Source organism: Klebsiella sp. GB_Kp047 (assembly GCF_040065235.1).
GTDB lineage: Bacteria > Pseudomonadota > Gammaproteobacteria > Enterobacterales > Enterobacteriaceae > Klebsiella > Klebsiella quasipneumoniae.
Genome location: NZ_JBEAJG010000001.1, coordinates 232,526 through 249,691, shown reverse-complemented (window position 1 = coordinate 249,691; position 17,166 = coordinate 232,526). Strand labels below are relative to the sequence as shown.

Annotated in this window: 17 protein-coding genes and 1 pseudogene; 6 read left to right on the top strand and 12 right to left on the bottom strand. The window is 60.1% G+C overall.

Annotated elements, in window-relative coordinates:
* Nucleotides 1–79: 79 nt before the first annotated feature.
* Together ABLV76_RS01235 and ABLV76_RS01230 are read right to left on the bottom strand one after the other, a co-directional pair.
* Nucleotides 80–994: a sugar ABC transporter substrate-binding protein gene (locus ABLV76_RS01235; RefSeq protein WP_004203227.1), complete on the bottom strand. Its 915-nt coding sequence runs from the start codon at nt 992–994 to the stop codon at nt 80–82.
* Nucleotides 995–1,125: 131 nt separating this feature from the next.
* Nucleotides 1,126–1,488, bottom strand: a pseudogene (locus tag ABLV76_RS01230) (VasL domain-containing protein); the annotation flags it as partial.
* A 288-nt stretch (nt 1,489–1,776) separates the two neighbouring features.
* Between ABLV76_RS01230 and ABLV76_RS01225 the strand changes: the two are divergent.
* Entirely contained in the window at nt 1,777–2,106 is a 330-nt protein-coding gene (locus tag ABLV76_RS01225; protein WP_004203231.1) for a gamma-glutamylcyclotransferase family protein, read from the top strand.
* A 115-nt stretch (nt 2,107–2,221) separates the two neighbouring features.
* The gene (locus ABLV76_RS01220) at nt 2,222–2,761 is read left to right on the top strand and encodes a DUF2058 domain-containing protein (protein WP_004203232.1); all 540 of its coding nucleotides are present in this window, start codon (nt 2,222–2,224) and stop codon (nt 2,759–2,761) included.
* A 24-nt stretch (nt 2,762–2,785) separates the two neighbouring features.
* On the opposite strand, the gene ABLV76_RS01215 is transcribed toward ABLV76_RS01220, so the two are convergent.
* Nucleotides 2,786–3,484: an RluA family pseudouridine synthase gene (locus ABLV76_RS01215; protein WP_032456279.1), complete on the bottom strand. Its 699-nt coding sequence runs from the start codon at nt 3,482–3,484 to the stop codon at nt 2,786–2,788.
* 191 nt (nt 3,485–3,675) lie between these two features.
* On the opposite strand from ABLV76_RS01215, the gene ABLV76_RS01210 reads away from it, so the two are divergent.
* Nucleotides 3,676–4,158 (top strand): cold shock domain-containing protein, encoded by a 483-nt coding sequence (locus ABLV76_RS01210; RefSeq protein ID WP_004203243.1) that lies wholly within the window; start codon nt 3,676–3,678, stop codon nt 4,156–4,158.
* Nucleotides 4,159–4,272: 114 nt separating this feature from the next.
* The gene (locus ABLV76_RS01205; RefSeq protein WP_017899856.1) at nt 4,273–5,172 is read left to right on the top strand and encodes a LysR family transcriptional regulator; all 900 of its coding nucleotides are present in this window, start codon (nt 4,273–4,275) and stop codon (nt 5,170–5,172) included.
* On the opposite strand, the gene ABLV76_RS01200 is transcribed toward ABLV76_RS01205, so the two are convergent.
* The 3 genes from ABLV76_RS01200 to ABLV76_RS01190 form a co-directional block, all read right to left on the bottom strand.
* A complete protein-coding gene (locus ABLV76_RS01200; RefSeq protein WP_074194058.1) occupies nt 5,147–5,956 on the bottom strand; it encodes a substrate-binding domain-containing protein in 810 nt (269 codons plus the stop codon). The genes ABLV76_RS01205 and ABLV76_RS01200 overlap by 26 nt on opposite strands.
* Before the next feature lie 11 nt (nt 5,957–5,967).
* Nucleotides 5,968–7,263 (bottom strand): MFS transporter, encoded by a 1,296-nt coding sequence (locus tag ABLV76_RS01195; protein ID WP_004203248.1) that lies wholly within the window; start codon nt 7,261–7,263, stop codon nt 5,968–5,970.
* A gap of 326 nt (nt 7,264–7,589) precedes the next feature.
* Nucleotides 7,590–8,522: a LysR family transcriptional regulator gene (locus ABLV76_RS01190; RefSeq protein WP_348878154.1), complete on the bottom strand. Its 933-nt coding sequence runs from the start codon at nt 8,520–8,522 to the stop codon at nt 7,590–7,592.
* Nucleotides 8,523–8,621: 99 nt separating this feature from the next.
* Here ABLV76_RS01190 and ABLV76_RS01185 point away from each other — a divergent pair, with 99 nt between their 5' ends.
* Nucleotides 8,622–9,098, top strand: a complete 477-nt coding sequence (locus ABLV76_RS01185) for a GNAT family N-acetyltransferase (protein WP_004203250.1) — start codon at nt 8,622–8,624, stop codon at nt 9,096–9,098.
* A 49-nt stretch (nt 9,099–9,147) separates the two neighbouring features.
* Here the strand turns inward: ABLV76_RS01185 and pckA are convergent, their stop codons facing one another.
* Nucleotides 9,148–10,791, bottom strand: a complete 1,644-nt coding sequence (gene pckA / locus ABLV76_RS01180) for a phosphoenolpyruvate carboxykinase (ATP) (protein ID WP_004203251.1) — start codon at nt 10,789–10,791, stop codon at nt 9,148–9,150.
* A gap of 283 nt (nt 10,792–11,074) precedes the next feature.
* Between pckA and ABLV76_RS01175 the strand changes: the two genes are divergently transcribed.
* Entirely contained in the window at nt 11,075–11,968 is an 894-nt protein-coding gene (locus tag ABLV76_RS01175; RefSeq protein WP_004203253.1) for a LysR substrate-binding domain-containing protein, read from the top strand.
* 5 nt (nt 11,969–11,973) lie between these two features.
* On the opposite strand, the gene ABLV76_RS01170 is transcribed toward ABLV76_RS01175, so the two are convergent.
* From ABLV76_RS01170 to ABLV76_RS01150, 5 genes are all read right to left on the bottom strand, one after another.
* Nucleotides 11,974–12,693 (bottom strand): ABC transporter ATP-binding protein, encoded by a 720-nt coding sequence (locus tag ABLV76_RS01170; RefSeq protein WP_032456283.1) that lies wholly within the window; start codon nt 12,691–12,693, stop codon nt 11,974–11,976.
* Nucleotides 12,690–13,565 (bottom strand): ATP-binding cassette domain-containing protein, encoded by an 876-nt coding sequence (locus tag ABLV76_RS01165; protein ID WP_004203255.1) that lies wholly within the window; start codon nt 13,563–13,565, stop codon nt 12,690–12,692. Before ABLV76_RS01165 ends, ABLV76_RS01170 begins: the two co-directional genes overlap by 4 nt.
* Entirely contained in the window at nt 13,562–14,848 is a 1,287-nt protein-coding gene (gene livM, locus ABLV76_RS01160; protein ID WP_004203256.1) for a high-affinity branched-chain amino acid ABC transporter permease LivM, read from the bottom strand. Before livM ends, ABLV76_RS01165 begins: the two co-directional genes overlap by 4 nt.
* A 9-nt stretch (nt 14,849–14,857) precedes the next feature.
* Nucleotides 14,858–15,772 (bottom strand): branched-chain amino acid ABC transporter permease, encoded by a 915-nt coding sequence (locus tag ABLV76_RS01155; RefSeq protein WP_017899862.1) that lies wholly within the window; start codon nt 15,770–15,772, stop codon nt 14,858–14,860.
* A gap of 109 nt (nt 15,773–15,881) precedes the next feature.
* Complete coding sequence (locus tag ABLV76_RS01150) at nt 15,882–16,940, bottom strand: branched-chain amino acid ABC transporter substrate-binding protein (RefSeq protein WP_025999207.1); 1,059 nt, start codon at nt 16,938–16,940, stop codon at nt 15,882–15,884.
* Nucleotides 16,941–17,166: the final 226 nt, after the last annotated feature.

Sequence of the window (17,166 nt, the reverse complement as noted above, 5' to 3'; positions counted from 1 at the left end):
TATCCTCCGGTTTCATTGCCCGGGCGACACATTCTCAGCCCGGTTTTATCAGCAAAGTTCGAACACTTCCGCCTTGCCGTTAATGACTCTTTTCCACATAGGTCTGCATATTTTCTTTGGTCACTAACTCAAACGGGATCCAGACATGGGACTCGACTTTTTCTCCTTTAATCAGCTTCAGCGCCACCGCTAAGGCCGTTTTGCCCTGACCAACGGCATCCTGGAAGACTGTTACCTGGATCTTATCGCTGGCCAACGCTTTTAGCCCATCCGGCGTGGCGTCGATCCCGCCGATCAGCAACTTCTTCTGGCTCTTCTCCAGCGCCATCGCCGCGCCAATCGCCATCTCATCGTTGTTCGCCGCCACAATATCAATCTCTTCCCCGTTACCTGCCCAGTTCTGCATCAGATCCATTCCCTCGCTGCGGGAATAGTTGGCCGGCTGTTTCTGCACCACTTTCATCGCCGGGTATTTGGCCACCACCTGCTCTACGTCTTTGGTGCGCTGCAGCGCGCCGGCATCGGTGAGATTGCCGATCATGATGGCGACGTTGCCTTTGTAGTTTGCCAGCTTCGCCAGCGCTTCCATCTGTAATGTACCGGACTCCCGCTCGTCCGATCCGACAAACACCACGCCAGGCGGTAACGTTTTATCCCCCGGCGTCCGGTTCACATACACCAGCGGCATTCTGGCCTGCTGCGCCATCTTCGTCAGCTGCGGGGTGCTGGCGGAGTCCACGGGGTCCACGATGATGGCGTCCACGCCGGAGGCGATGAAGCTCTGCACCTGATCGGCCTGGCGTCCGGTGTCGCCGCGGGCGTCTTCGAACTGCACATCGACGTGACGGGCTTGAGCTTCTTTCTCAATGGACTGACGGATAATGGTGAGAAAGTTTTGATCGAAGTAAGCCATCGAGACGCCGATCTTATCCGCTAATGCCGAAGCGGAACTGGCCAGAAGGCCTACTAACAGGATGATTTTACAGTGCTTCATAGCATGCCCTCAGAGGTCGAAATAAAATTTTCAATATAAATACAAACGGTATATTTAAATCATTTTCAGACTACGAAGGGCGTTCGGTTCTTGCAATCATGATGTAAAGAAAATGTTGCCATGCGCACATTTTATTTTACCGCCTCACTCATCAAGGCCTCACCGGTTTCGGGGAGCGCAGCGGGCGGCGAGGCCGGCTGATTTCGCTTCAGTAGGGCATTCTCCACGATCGGCTGTTGCAGATGCAGTTCGGCGAGGCTGCCGCGGGCGGCAGACCAGGGTTGACCCACGGGGAGCGCGGCCACCTCGCGCAGCTGCTCCTCCAGCGGAACGGCGCGGTTAAGCGACTGCATGATGGCAAACACCGCCGTTTTCAGTTCGCTCACCGTCAGGTGCTTCCCCTTCTGCTCGTCGAGGGCATTGAGCTGACCGGCGAGCCGTTGCAGCTGCCGCATGCCCTCCGCCCAGCCGGTGAGGTGTTCCGCGGGCAAGCTGCTCGGCATACGGCCAGTTAATATTCGGCCGCGCCGGGTGGTTGAGCTTGTTCATTTCTGCACGCAGCGCAATAAAATCGGCCAGCGTGCGCGGGTCGCCACCGGTTTAATAGCGGAGGTCTGTATGTGTTGTCATCATGATGTCTGTCAGCGCGAGGATTAGCGAGCGTCAAGGTACTGCTGGCGGTTGAGGTGGCGGATCAACACCCGGCCATTGCCAGGCGCTACATTACCCCGTATTTTGGGTTTCCGCTGTGGGCGGATGAAGTCACGATCGCGAGAGGAACAATGAAACCGTTATTTGTCTATGGGACGCTCTGTCCCGGTCGCAGCAATGCGCATATTCTGGAGACGATCGGGGGCGAGTGGCGTCCGGGCTACGTCACTGGCACCTTTTACGCGCGCGGCTGGGGCGCTGCCGCTGATTTTCCGGGGATCGTCCTCGACGCCAACGGCCCGCGGGTCAACGGCTATCTGTTCCTGTCCGACCGGCTGGCGGCGCACTGGCCCATGCTGGACGAGTTTGAGGAGGGGTACGATCGGGTGTCGGTTGAGGTGACCACCGACGATGGACAGCAGGTCAGCGCCTGGATTTATCAGCTCCAGCCCCGGGAGTAATCCCCCGCCAGTATCGCGCTACTGGCCACAGCGGCCCAGCACGTCCGCGGGTCTGGCGTCGTTTCCGCCAATGCAGGTATACTGGCCAGATGTTTCCTAAGCTTCAGATACGCAAATGACAAAACTTACCTTACAAGAGCAGATGCTCAAAGCCGGCCTGGTCAGCAGCAAAAAAATGGCCAAAGTCCAGAGAACGGCGAAAAAATCCCGCGTGCAGGCCCGTGAGGCCCGGGAAGCGGTGGAAGAGAATAAAAAAGCCCAGCTGGAGCGCGATAAACTGCTCAGCGAGCAGCAAAAGCAGGCGATGCTGGCGAAAGAGTATAAAGCCCAGGTCAAGCAGCTGATTGAGATGAACCGCATTACGGTCGCCCGGGGCGATATCGGCTTTAACTTTACCGATAATAATCTGATCAAAAAAATCATGGTCGACAAGACCACCCAAACCCAGCTGATTAACGGCCGTCTGGCGATTGCCCGCCTGGCGGTGGATAACAAACCTGAAGGGGAGTATGCGATTATTCCGGCGGTCGTGGCAGAGAAAATTGCCCAGCGCGATGCCAGCAGCATCGTGTTGCACAGCGCCCTGAGTCAGGATGAACAGGATGAAGACGATCCGTACGCCGACTTTAAGGTGCCCGACGACCTGATGTGGTGATCGCGGGCTTCCGGCGGCAGGCGATCAGAACGAGCTTGCCTGCTGGATATGCATCGGCTCGCGGCTGACGGGATGGACAAAGCGCAGCTCGCTGGCGTGCAGCATCAGCCGCGGAGCCTGTTCCGTGCCCGGCAATTCCCGGCCGCCATACAGATCGCAGCCAAGGATCGGATAGCCCAGCAGCTGACAGTGGATCCGCAGCTGATGGGTGCGCCCGGTCTCCGGGGTAAGCGCCACCCTCGTCAGCGCCAGCGCCCTCTCCCCTTCCCGCGTCTGGTACAGGCGGTCAATGACCCGGTAGCGCGAACGCGCCGGTTTGCCGTGCCGGACACTGATCGACATGCGCGGGAAACGGGCCGGGTCTTTGGCGATCGCCGCCTCCACGACCCCCTCATCTTCCGGCAGATGGCCGCACAGCAGCGCCGTATAGACCTTACCCACCGTGCGCTGGCTGAACTGTTGGCACAGCGCAGCGTTAATCCCCTTGTTGCGGGCGACCACCATCAGACCGGAAGTGCCGAAGTCAAGGCGGTGTACCAGGGTACAGCCCGGAAAGCGCTGGACCAGTCGATGATGGACAGAGTCGAGGTTGCGCGGATCTTTGCCTGACAGGCTCAGCAGCCCGGCCGGTTTATTGATTAGCAGCAGGTGTTCATCCTGATATAAGAGGGTGATCTGGTCGCGGCACGGCGGCGCGACAAAGGTATCGATAATGGTGGACATCAGGCGGCCCGAAGAAGGAGTGGCCGGCGATAGTACCCCATTTTGTCCGCCGGTACGACGCTGGCGCACGATCCGCCCTCGCGGCGGTGTCATTTATCACCCACACTTATCGTAAAGGCATGGTCTGCGCAGGCAATGTGCTTTACACTGCGCGCTGCAAAATTTGAGTTAACCAACGAGTAAGAACGGTAATGGCGATGAACGGAACAATCACAACGTGGTTTAAAGATAAAGGTTTTGGATTTATCAAAGATGAAAACGGCGAAAACCGGTATTTTCATGTGATTAAGGTCGCCAATCCCGATCTCATCAAGAAAGACGCGGCGGTGACTTTCGAACCAACCACCAACAATAAAGGGCTGTCGGCCTACGCGGTCAAGGTCATTCCGGAGAGCAAATATATCTATATCGCCGGCGAGCGGCTGAAGCTGACCTCCATCAAGTCCTATGTGGTTTACCGGGAAGAAGAGCCGGTCGAGACCCGCGTGGATAAAGAAAACGCGGTGCTGTCGGTCGGGCTGCTGATGAACAGCATCCGGCCAAAATCCACGGTGCAGCCGGGAGAGATGCGCTCGGTGAAAAAGCTGGCGATCACCACCTTTCAGGGGACAACCCTGATCTTCTCGGAAGACGAAATCGATATCGATGCCACGGTAAAACTGCTCAAGGTTTGACGACCCGGCGTGCGGTCAGCCGCGCGCCCAGTCACCTGCCGAGCCGATTTTCGTCGCCATCGCCCCTCACCGGACGGGGCGAGGCGTCAGACAGCCGATAAGGATGCCGCCGCCATGCCCGTAAATTTTGACTTCAACGATCTCTATGCCTTTCGCGCCCTGATGGAGTATGGCAGCTTTCGGCTGGCCGCAGAATCCATTTGCCTGTCGCAGTCGGCCCTCAGCCGGCGCATCGAAAAGCTGGAGACCGCCTTGGGCAACCGGCTGTTCGAGCGCACCACCCGCCGCGTGACCCTTACGCTGTATGGACAGAATTTTGCCGAACGTTCAGAGCAGCTGCTGGCCCACGTCGAGACGGTGCTGGCGGATATCAGCCAGGTCAGCAAGGCGCGCACCGGGCTGGTGACGGTGGCGACGGTACCCTCTGCCGCCTACTACTTTATGCCGGACATCATCCGCAGCTTTCAGGCGCGTTATCCCCAGGTGCGTATCCGGCTGATTGACAGCAGCGTCGGGAATGTGATCGAGGCGGTCAGCAGCGGACAGGCTGACTTTGGGCTCTGCTTTGCCAAAAACCTGCCGGCCAGCATCGAATTCACCCCGCTGGCCGACGACCGCTATGTCGCCGCCTGTCGGCATGACCATCCGCTGGCAGGCAGGACGCACCTCAGCTGGCAGGCATATTTTGAACAGGATTATATTGGCCTCGATCGGGTCTCCGGCAACCGGACGCTGCTCGACCGGGAGCTGGCGCATCTGACGCCGGCGCGGCCAAGCATTTGCGAAACCCGCCACGTCACCACGATGCTGGGGATGGTGGAAGCGGGCATCGGCATTGCCGCCGTGCCCGCGATGTCAATGCCCGCTGGGGAGCATTCCGTTCTCCGCGCCGTGCCGCTCACCGACCCGGTGGTCACCCGCACGGTAGGCCTGATCCGCCTCAGCGGCCGTATTCAGTCCTACGTAGCGGCAGAGCTGGAGAAGCTGATTATTGAACAGTATCCTTCTGGCTGACCGGCGCAGCGGCGGCCACGCTTCGCATACCGGTGGCGTGGATGGTCTCCTGCGCCGCCGGTGAGGCCAGATAGGTCAGCAGCGCCTTTCCTTCCTGCGGGTGGTCGGCGCTGACGGTCACCGCCCCGGCAAAGCGGGTGATGTACTGCAGGTTATCCGGCAGTTCGCCGACGAAGGTTACGCCGGGCACCGGCAGCAGTTCGCTCACCTGCTGAAAACCGATCGCATAACGTCCCTTCGCCACTTCCGAGGCCACCGGAATACGCTCCACCATCTGCGCTTTGCTCTGCATCGCCTCATCAATGCCCAGGCGGTGGAACAGCGTCGAGCTGACATAGCGTCCGCTGGCGCTGTCGGAGTACGCGACCGACGGGGCAGCCAGCAGCGCCGCCCGCAGCTGGTCTGCGCTGCGGATGGCCGGCAGCGGCGCTCCCGCTTTCACCACCACGCCGATGGGCGAGTCGGCCAGCTCCCGGCGGGAATCCGGCTGCGTTCGGCCCGCTTTCTCGAGGTTGGTCAGCGCGTCGCCGACCATAATCACCACGTCCGCGTGTTCGCCCCGCGCCAGGCGGTTAGGGATCGCCTGCGGCGTTTTCCCCATTGACGGACCGGGGATCACCACGAGATGGTTGCCAGTTTGTTTTTCCCACGCCGGGGCCAGCTTTTCCAGCGCCGCTTTGAAGCCGCCGGAGATCATCACGGTGACCTCAGCGGACAGCGCGCTGCCGCCGGTGGCGGCCAGCAGCAGCGTGGCCAGCAGAGTTCCTGTCGTTTTACGCATCATCCTCTCCCTGATTAACGTGCCGTCTGCAGCGCGACGGCGCTGCGGCGATAGAGGTAGCAGGTGGCCAGCAGACCGCAGACGGCGGCAAAGCTCATCCAGTAGCCAGGGGAGGCTTTATCACCGGTATATTCGATCAGCGCCGTGGAGATCACCGGCGTGAAGCCGCCAAACACCGCGGTCGCCAGGCTATAGGCCAGCGAGAAGCCTGCCACGCGCACTTCGGCGGGCATAATTTCGGTCAGCGCCGGGATCATCGCCCCGTTGTACATGCCGTAGATAAACGACAGCCACAGCAGCACGCTCAGCATCATCAAAAAGCTCGGCGCGTTCGCCAGCATGGTCAGCGCAGGCCAGGCAGTAGCCAGCGCCAGCAGCGTCATGGCAATCAGCACCGGTCGGCGGCCAAAGCGGTCGGACAGCGCCCCACCCACCGGCAGCCAGAAGAAGTTGGAAATCGCCACCAGCAGCGTGACCAGCAGGCTGTCAGAGGCGCTGAGCATCAGCACTTTTTTGCCAAAGGTCGGCGCATAGACAGTGATCAGGTAGAACGCGGTGGTGGTCATCGCCACCATCATCATCCCCGCGATGACCACCTGCCAGTTCGCCAGCAGGGTGGCGAACACCTGGCGCATCGCCAGGTGATGGCGGCGGGCAGTAAACTCCTGAGTCTCCTCCAGCTTACGGCGCAGCACAAAAATGAACGGCACGATCAGGCAGCCAAAAAGGAACGGAATACGCCATCCCCAGTCGCTGATGGCGCTCTGCTCCAGTACGGCGTTGAGGGCAAAGCCCATCGCGGCCGCCACCATGATGGCGACCTGCTGGCTGCCCGACTGCCAGCTGGTGTAAAACCCTTTGCGGCCCGGGGTGGCGATCTCGGCCAGATAGACGGATACCCCGCCCAGCTCAGCGCCGGCGGAGAAGCCCTGCAGCAGACGGCCGATCAGCACCAGCAACGGCGCCCACAGGCCAATGGTCTGGTAAGAGGGGATCAGCACGATCAGGAAGGTGCCGGTGGCCATGATCGTCAGGGTCACAATCAGCCCTTTGCGCCGCCCTACCTTGTCGATATAGGCGCCAAGCACGATGGCGCCGATGGGCCGCATCAGAAAGCCGGCGCCAAAGACCGCAAAGGTCATCATCAGCGAGGCGAATTCACTGCTCGCCGGAAAAAAGGTATGTGCGATGTAGGTGGCATAAAACCCGAACAGGAAAAAGTCGAACTGTTCGAGAAAGTTACCGGACGTGACGCGCAGAATGGCGCCGAGCCGATCACGGGTACTCATCAGTGAGGTTGTCGAATGCATGCAGGTCTCCAGTTTGTTATCCACGCGTTGTCGCGCGCCTGTTGCTGAAGACTGAAACAGAACCCGGTATGAAATAAGCGTAATAAACGCATCCATTGATGCAATTTACGCATAAATAACATTTAGCTAATTAACATTACTTTTATATACAATCATTTAACACTTTCTGTACCCTCAGCATCGGTGGTGGAGATGAAAATGTGAGTTTTCCGTTTTGTGACCGAGGCCAGGGTACGCGGTTGCGCCCCCGACGGTATAAGACATGCCCGGTCCGGGACGGTTAACGCGATGCGCAGCGGCGACAGGTTAATAACCTGGATGTGGCCTCAGGGCGCCGGCGCCGTGGCGACGTTCCCCAGCGTCTGCAGCAGGGAGATCAGCCAGCGGGTGGCCTCGCGTTTCCCACTGCGTTTATGGGCGTAAATCTTGACGTCAAACGGGGGAACCGGAAACGGCAGCGGGAAAATGGTCAGCCGGGCGGCGCGGGCCATCGTCTCCGCCGCCCGCCGGGGCAGCGCCATCAGCAGATCGCTCTGCTCAATAATAAAGGGGGCGCTCAGCATCGAGGGCGTTTTCACCGCCACCTGCCGCGAATAGCCCTGCCGCTCCAGCTCGCAGTCCAGCACCCCCTGCCGCTCATTCCACGGGGTTACCACCAGATGACGGGCCGCAAGATAGGCGTCCAGGGTCAGCGCCGTGCGGTCAGCCTGACTGATGACCACATATTCGTCCCGCAGCCAGTTGATCTCCTCAAGATCGGGATGGGCTGGCTCGTCAGGGGTGTTGAACCCGAGAGCCAGGTCGACCTCGCCCGCCAGCAGCTCGGTCAGCGCCGGGCTATGGGGCAGATAACGAAGCTCAAACCGCAGCCCGGGCGCCTCCCGCTGCAGGCGGTGCATCAGCGTCGGAAAGACGCAGAATGCGGTGAAATCGGTGATCGCAATCTGCATGCAGTCGGTGCTGGCGCTCGGCACAAACGCCGACGGCGGCGTCAGCTCCTGATTGAGAAATTTCAGCGCCGAAGCGATAGAGGGCGCCAGCTGGCTGGCATAGACGCTGGGACACATCCGGTGGCCTTCGCGATAGAACAGCGGGTCGTTGAGGGCGCTGCGCAGCCGGGAGAGCGCATGGCTCAGCGCCGAGGTGCTCATCGCCAGCTCTTCCGCTGCCAGGCGCACCGAGCGGGAGCGATAGACCGCGTCAAACACCGGCAGCAGGTTGAGGTCAATCCGGCGCAGGACTGGATGCATAATATTCATCATTTGCTGATTTCATTGCACTTAATTCTTTTCACAATACCGCTTATGCTCTGGGTCAGCAATGTTGCTTTCCTCGATACCATTCAGACAGGACGACCCATGAGCATCACGATCCGCCAGGCCACCCCGGACGACGCCACCGCCATTTACGACATGATTTATGAACTCGCGGTCTACGAGAAAGCCCCCGAAGAGGTGGTGACGACGGCAGAGGAGATCAGAGAGACGCTGTTTGCCAGCAGCAGCAAAACTGAGGCGCTGATCTGCGAAGTGGCGGGCAAAGCGGTGGGCTACGCCGTGTTCTTCACCAGCTACTCCACCTGGCTTGGCCGCAATGGCATCTATATGGAAGATCTGTACGTGACCCCCGACTATCGCGGGATCGGCGCCGGGAAAGCGCTACTGAAAACCATCGCGCAATATGCTGTACAGCGTCAGTGCGGGCGTCTGGAGTGGAGCGTGCTCGACTGGAACCAGCCGGCGATTGATTTCTATCTGAGCATTGGCGCGCAGCCGCAGGATGAGTGGGTGCGTTATCGCCTCACGGGCGATGCGCTGCGGGCCTTTGCGGAGTAAAGCGGCTCGCCAGCAGGTCGGCGCCAGGCGTCGACCTGCTGGCCGCGGATCAGGCTTCGACCGCGCTATTCTGCAGCTGCGGACCGGCCAGCGCCAGACGCGCGCCCGCTTCGGTATCGCTGTACTGCTTAAAGTTATCCATAAACAGCTGAGCCAGACTCTCCGCCTTCTCCTGCCACTTATCCGCTGAGCTCCAGCCATTACGCGGATCCAGCACCGCGCTGTCGACTCCCGGAATGCTCTGCGGGATCGCAAGATTGAATACCGGGATTGCCTCATCGCGCAGCGGGCCGGTGGTGCCGTTGAGGATTGCGCTAATGATGCTGCGGGTATCGCGCAGCGACAGGCGTTTGCCCTCGCCGTTCCAGCCGGTGTTGACCAGCCAGGCTTCCGCACCGGATTCCGCCATCTTCGCCGCCAGGACGCTGGCGTACTGGGTCGGGTGAAGCAGCAGGAACGCCGCGCCGTAGCAGGCGGAGAAGGTCGGCGTCGGCTGGGTAATGCCACGCTCGGTGCCCGCCAGCTTCGAGGTGAAGCCCGACAGGAAATGGTACTGCATCTGCTCGGTGGTCAGACGGGAGACCGGCGGCAGGACGCCAAACGCGTCAGCGGCAAGGAAAATGACCTTCGACGGATGGCCTGCGCGGGACACCGGCTTGACGATATTGTCGATATGCGACAGCGGATAGGAGACGCGGGTATTCTCGGTTTTGCTGCCGTCGGCATAATCCACGCTGCCGTCGGCGCGCACCACCACGTTTTCCAGCAGCGCATTGCGGCGGATGGCGCCATAAATCTCCGGCTCCGCCTGCGGGTCGAGATTGATGGTCTTGGCGTAGCAGCCGCCTTCGAAGTTAAACACCCCGTCATCGTCCCAGCCGTGCTCATCATCGCCAATCAGCTGACGATGCGGATCGGTGGACAGCGTGGTTTTGCCGGTACCGGAGAGGCCGAAGAACAGCGCGACGTCCCCTGCTTCGCCACGGTTGGCCGAGCAGTGCATCGACGCGATGCCTTTCTGCGGCAGCAGGTAGTTCATGACCGAGAACAGCCCTTTTTTCATTTCGCCGCCGTACCAGGTGCCGCCGATGAGCTGAATACGCTCGCTCAGGTTAAAGGCGACGAAGTTCTCGGAGTTCATGCCCTGCGCCTGCCAGTTGGCATTGGTGCAGCCGGCGCCGTTGAGCACCACGAAGTCTGGCGTAAAGCTGGCCAGCTCGTCGGCGCTCGGCACGATAAACATGTTTTTGACAAAGTGGGCCTGCCACGCCACCTCGGTAACGAAGCGCACGCCAAGGCGGGTGTCCGGGCTGGCGCCGCACCAGGCGTCGATGATGTACAGTTTTTTGCCGCTCAGCTGGCCTGCGACCAGGCTTTTCAGGCTGCGCCACACGTCTGGCGATAATGGCTTATTGTCATTGCGGCCGAGGCCGGAGTCAGCCCACCATACGGTGTCGCGCGTCTGCTCGTCTCTGACGATATATTTATCGCGCGGCGAGCGGCCGGTGAAGATACCGGTATCCACTGCCACAGCACCAGAGTCGGTCATCACGCCGCGGGCCGCGCCGGTCAGCTCAGGGGAGGTTTCATGTGCAATAAGCAAATCGTAATCAGGGTTGTAAAACAATTCGCCGCTTGCATTAATCCCCAGCTCCTGCAGAGCCATTTTTACTGATTCAATTTGTTGTGACATGGAACTCCTGACAAACTATTTAAGGTAAGAGGCCTGGGTTATTCATTGCTTTCGTCTTCGTCGCCCGCTATTGAATAAGATAATTCCGGGGCAATGAAATAAAGCAATAAATAACCGTGAGTCGCGATTTCATATCGTGCTCATGTAGGGTCGCCGATACGCATTCATAAATCTCAACTTTCCAAAAAATGTTAACACCTGTCGATAATTATGTTAATTGCATAGTTTCTATGCGCTATGCTAAAATTGCATAGCCTTTATTGCGTTTTTGAGGACTGGATCGGTGTTGGCAAATCTGGAAGTTAAATGGCTGTATGATGTGATTGCTCTCGAGGAGTCACGCAGCTTTACCCTGGCGGCCAAAGCCCGCAATATTTCCCAGTCCTCGTTCAGCCGACGCATCCAGTCGCTGGAGGCTTCCCTCGGATTCAGCATCTTCGACCGCAGCGCCAACCCCCTGCAGTTGACCAACCGCGGGAAAATTTTTGTCGGCTATGCGCGAAATATGCTCGACGATATGGATTTTCAGATCAGCCGTATTAAAGGTTTAAATAACACCACGCAAAAAATAAGAATCGACGCCGCCCCTTCGCTGTCGGTGTTATTGCTGCCGGAAATTATCGCCGGTTACACCGACCGTAAAAATAAGACTTTTCATGTTGAATCGATTAACGTCAACGACGCCGTATTTAACCTGAAAGAAGGTAAAAGCGATTTTATCCTCTCCTTCTATAATGAAGAATTAATGAACTATCCGTTTATTAATCATAAAATTTTTGATTCTTACCTACACCTGGTCTCCCCCTGCGACGAACATGGCCGGCCGCTGTTTCATTTACATCGCGGCGTGCTGCCGCTGATGAAATACGCCAACGACAGCTATATGGGGCGCCAGGTGAACCAGGTCATCGACCGCACGCCGGAGATCACCTTCTCCCTCACCTTTGTCTCTTCCATGAGCGAGCTGCTCAAGCGCATGATCCTCAATGGCGACGGCGTGGGCTGGCTGCCGCAGTACTCTATTCAGCGCGAGCTGGACGAAGGCCGTCTGACGATCCTCGATGAGAGCCTGTCGCTGCCGATCGGCGCCTGGCTCTACCGCTCCGGCTCGCGGCTTAACCAGGCCGCCGAACGTTTCTGGCAGCACATTAAAACCCGTAACGAAGCGCAGGATTAACTCTCTCAGCCGCTGATCCCCAGATACGCCTTACGCACCTCCGGGTCGTTGAGCAGCGCCTGGCCGCTACCGCTCAGGCGGATTTGACCGTTCACCATCACATAGGCGCGGTCCGACAGGTTGAGGGCATGGCGGGCGTTCTGCTCCACCAGAAACAGCGTCATTCCCTGGGCCGTCAGCTCGCGCAGGATCTGAAATATCTGCTTCACCACCAGCGGCGCCAGCCCCAGGCTCGGCTCATCCAGCAGCAGCAGGCGCGGCCGGCTCATCAGCGCCCTGGCGATGGCCAGCATCTGCTGCTCGCCGCCGGAGAGGGTCATCGCCCGCTGTCCCCGCCGCTCTTCCAGCCGGGGGAACAGCTGGTACATCCGGGCCTTGTCCTCGGCCTGATAGCGGTTGCCGATGGCAATGGTCCCCATCAGCAGATTCTCCTCGACGGTCATATCGGGAAAAATGCGCCGCCCTTCCGGGGCTTGGGCGATGCCGTTGCTGGCGATAAAGTGGGTCGATTTCCGGCTGATCGCCTCCCCGCGATAGAAAATCTCCCCGCCGGCAATGCGCGGCTGGCCGAAGACCGACATCAGCAGCGTTGATTTACCGGCGCCGTTGGCGCCAATCAGCGCCACCGTCTCCCCCTCGTTGACGGTGAGGGAGACCTGCTTCAGGGCGTGGATCGGCCCGTAGAAGACATCCACCTCATCAAAGGCAAGCAGTGGCTGGCTCATCGGCGGGTCTCCTCTTCCTCAGCGCCAAGATAGGCGGCAATCACGCTGGCGTTGGCCTGGATCGCCTGCGGCGCGCCGCGGGCGATGACGTCCCCGTGGTCGAGCACGATGATATGATCCGAAATCTCCATCACCATCCCCATATCATGTTCGATCAATAGCACCGTGATGCCGTGCTGCTGACGCAGAAAGCGGATAATCCGGCTCAGCGCCTGGGTTTCCACCGGGTTGAGTCCGGCCGCCGGCTCATCCAGACAGATCATCTCCGGGCGGGTGCACATGGCGCGGGCGATCTCCAGCCGCCGCTGCTGTCCGTAGGAAAGCGTTCCCGCCAGACGGTTGGCACAGTCCACCATATCCACCACCTCCAGCCAGTAAAAAGCGCGATCCAGCGCCTGACTCTCCGCCTGCCGATAGCCGCGAGTATTGAGGATCCCGGCCAGCAGATGGCGGTTAACCTGGGTATGCTGGGCCACCAGCAGGTTCTCAATCACCGACATCTCGCGGAACAGGCGAATATTCTGGAAGGTACGCGCCAGGCCGGCGCGGTTCACCAGATGGGTGCCGCCGAACATCTTGTAATAGATCCGCCGCCCCAGCTGCGCCGGGTGGAGAAAATCGTCCGGGTGAAGCTTTTGCCCCAGCACCTGAATGACATCGGTGACCTTTTCCCGCGCCCGCAGCACGATGCTCCCCCCCGTCGCCCGATAAAAGCCGGTCAGGCAGTTAAATACCGTGGTTTTGCCCGCGCCGTTGGGGCCGATCAGGGCGGTGATCGACCCCCGCTCCACCTCCAGATTGACGTCATTCAGCGCTTTGATGCCGCCGAAATGCATCATCAGATGCTCAACGCGTAAGATGCTGTCGGTCATGGCGCGACTCCTTTTCGCCACGCTACCCCGCTGCGGCTGGTGCGCACCAGGCCGCGCGGCCGCCAGATCATCATCATCACCATCAGTACGCCAAACAGCAGCACGCGATATTCGTCAAACCCGCGCAGCAGCTCCGGGGTGACCGTCAGGACAAACGCCGCCAGCACCACCCCCAGGGTGGAGCCCATTCCTCCCAGCACCACAATCGCCAGGATCAGCGCCGACTCAAAAAAGGTGAACGACGTCGGGTTAACAAATCCCTGATAGCTGGCGAAGAACACCCCGGCGATGCCGGCGGTCGACGCGCCGAGCATAAACGCCGAGAGCTTGACCAGCACGTGGTTGAGCCCCATCGCCCGACAGGCGATCTCATCCTCGCGCAGCGCCTCCCAGGCGCGGCCGATGGGCATCCGCGTCAGGCGATGCTTCACCAGCAGCACCAGCATCACCACCAGGCACAGCACGGCGTAGAGAAAGATGAATTTCAGGTTGGGGTTGTAACTGACGTGGAAGAACTCATGGACGGGGATGCCGCCATCCTTAGCCCGGCGGGTAAATTCGAGGCCAAACAGCGTAGGGGACGGCACCGGTACGCCGTTAGGGCCGCCGGTGAAGCTCACCCAGTTGTTGAGCACCAGGCGGATAATTTCGCCAAAGCCGAGGGTGACGATAGCCAGGTAGTCGCCATGCATGCGCAACACCGGAAAGCCAAGCAATGCCCCGGCGAGGGCCGCCATCACCGCCCCCAGCGGCAGCATCGCCCAGAAGCCGAGCCCGAGGTACTGGTAGCCCAGCGCCAGGCCGTAGGCGCCGATGGCGTAAAACGCCACATAGCCCAGATCGAGCAGCCCCGCGAGGCCCACCACAATATTTAACCCCAGGCCAAGCAGAACGTAGATCAGCCCAAGGATGGCCACGGTCAGCAGATATTTTGTGGCGAGAAACGGAAAGACAATGGCCAGGCCCACCAGCATCGGCATTATCCAGCGCAGCCGCGAGCGGTAGCCCGGCGGCCGGACGTACACCCCGTCATCCGCCCCCTCAAAGCGGGCAATAAAGGCTTTTCCCCTGTGGCTCTGCAGCAGCAGGCTGAGCGCCAGCCTGCCGGCCATCACCACCGCCACCAGGATCGCCACCCGCGCGGGCGCGAGGGTAAAGCCATACCCTTTGAGCACCACGCCGACGATCGGGCCAAAGACAATTAATGCGCAAAGACCGGCCAGCACGCTGTCGATCAGCGCGCTTTTGATTTCCCGCGCAGGCTGGCGCGTCAGTTCACCCATAGAGCCCCCTCAGACCTTGGCCACCAGCGGACGACCCAGCAGCCCCTGCGGGCGAAAAATCAGGATCGCCACCAGCAGCGCAAAGGAAAAGACATCTTTGTAATCCGAATTCACCAGCCCGGCGAACTGGGCTTCGGCCACCCCAAGCAGCAGTCCGCCCAGCATCGCGCCCGGCAGCGAGCCAATCCCGCCCAACACCGCGGCGGTGAAGGCTTTGATGCCGATAATAAATCCGATGTAGAAGTCGAAGGTGCCGTAGTTCATGGTCACCAGCACCCCGGCCAGGCCGGCCATCGCCGCGCCGATGACAAACACCAGGGAGATCACCCGGTCGGTATTGATGCCAAGGATCGCCGCCATGCGCCGGTCCTGCTGGGTGGCACGGCAGATGCGCCCCAGCCGGGTGTACTGAATAATCCAGGTCAGGATCAGCATCCCCGCCAGCGCCGCGACGAGAATAAACACCTTGGTCCAGGTGATCTGCACCACCCCATCGCCCACCGTCATCCGCAGCGCGCCGCTGAGCAGCGTCGGGATCCCCTGCTGGTTCGGCCCCTGGCTCAGCTGGACATAGTTCTGCAGGATCAGCGACATCCCGATAGCCGAGATCAGCGGCGCCAGGCGCGTCGAGTTGCGCAGCGGCCGGTAGGCGATGCGCTCGATCGCCCAGCCGTACACGCCGGTGACCACGATGGTGAACACCAGGGTGGCGAAAATCAGCAGCGGAAAGGAGTGGATCCCGAAGAAAGAGAGCAGCGCCAGGCCGATGGCGCACAGGTAGGCGGAGACCATATACACCTCGCCGTGGGCGAAGTTGATCATGCCGATGATCCCATACACCATGGTGTAGCCGATGGCGATTAAGCCGTACACCGCCCCCAGCGTCAACCCATTGATCAGTTGTTGTAGAAAAAACGCCGTCATAGCCCCTCCAGCCGCCAGGCCGACGGCCGCCGGGATGGGTACCCGGTCGACCGCCGTCATGTGACGATTCGCAAGTCAAAAGGACAGAACGTCCTCAGGTCGTGGCCGATCAGAGCTGGTGATATTTGCCCTTGTCATCCCACTGATAGACCACGTAGTCGGACACCTTGAGGTCGCCTTTGCCATCCCAGGCTTTCTTGCCCATCACCGTCTCGACGTCGTGGTTCTTCAGCCAGTCGCTGGCTTTGGCGTTATCGGTGCCGACGGCGTTCCAGGCCGCGGCAATAGCCTGAATGGAGGCGTAGGCGTAGAGGGTATAGCCTTCTGGCTCAAAGCCGCTGGCGCGGAACTTCTCGATCACCGCTTTGCCTTCCGGGAGGGTGCGCGGGTCCTGACCAAAGGTCATCAGCACGCCGTTGGTGAACTGCGGCCCGCCGGCGGCCGTCACCAGCTCCTCGGTGACGATACAGTCGCCGGAGAAGAATTTAGCCTGCACTCCCTGCTCGCGCATCTGGCGCACCAGCGGGCCGGCCTCAGGGTGGCAGCCGCCAAAGTAGACCACGTCCGGCTTGAGGGCGCCGATCTTGGTCACCAGGGCGTTAAAGTCTTTTTCACCGCGGGAGAGGCCTTCGTACAACACTTCTTTGGTGCCCCGCTTCGCCAGCGCTGCGCGGGTGGCATCGGCCAGCCCCTGGCCATAGGTGTCTTTATCATGGATGACGGCAATTTTCTTCGCCTTCAGCACGTCCAGCATATAGTTGGCGGCAATCGCCCCCTGCTGATCGTCGCGACCACACATGCGGAAGAGATCCTTCATGCCGCGCTCGGTGATCTGTGGGTTGGTGGAGCCGGGGGTAATGGTCAGGATCCCGGCTTCGTCATACACCTCGGAGGCTGGCATCGTTGAGGAAGAGCAAAAGTGCCCCACCACGGCGGAGACTTTCGCTTCGTCCACCAGCCGGTTAGCCACCGCTACCGCCTGTTTCGGTTCGCACGCGTCATCCCCCTGCACCAGCACAATTTTTTCGCCTTTGATGCCGCCGGCGGCATTGATATCAGCCACCGCCTGCGAGGCCCCTTTCCAGTACTGGGCGCCGTAGGTAGCGTTGGGGCCGGTGAAGGGCCCGGCGACGCCGATCTTCACGTCAGCCTGGGCGTAAAAGGCCATGCTCATACAACCTGCTATCACAACATGAAGCGTCATTGTTTTCAGTTTCAAAGACATTCGGATATTCCTCAGCGATTTAGAGCCTGGCGTCATGGAATGACGCAGAAAATATCACTTACCGTGTGGTGCCGACGCAGGCGCAGCGCCAGGACGGCCAGGGTGGAAGAAGCAAAAATCCCGCCAGGTAGAGAGGGCGCGCCGGAGAGCGGACGCCCCGGTCGGTGCG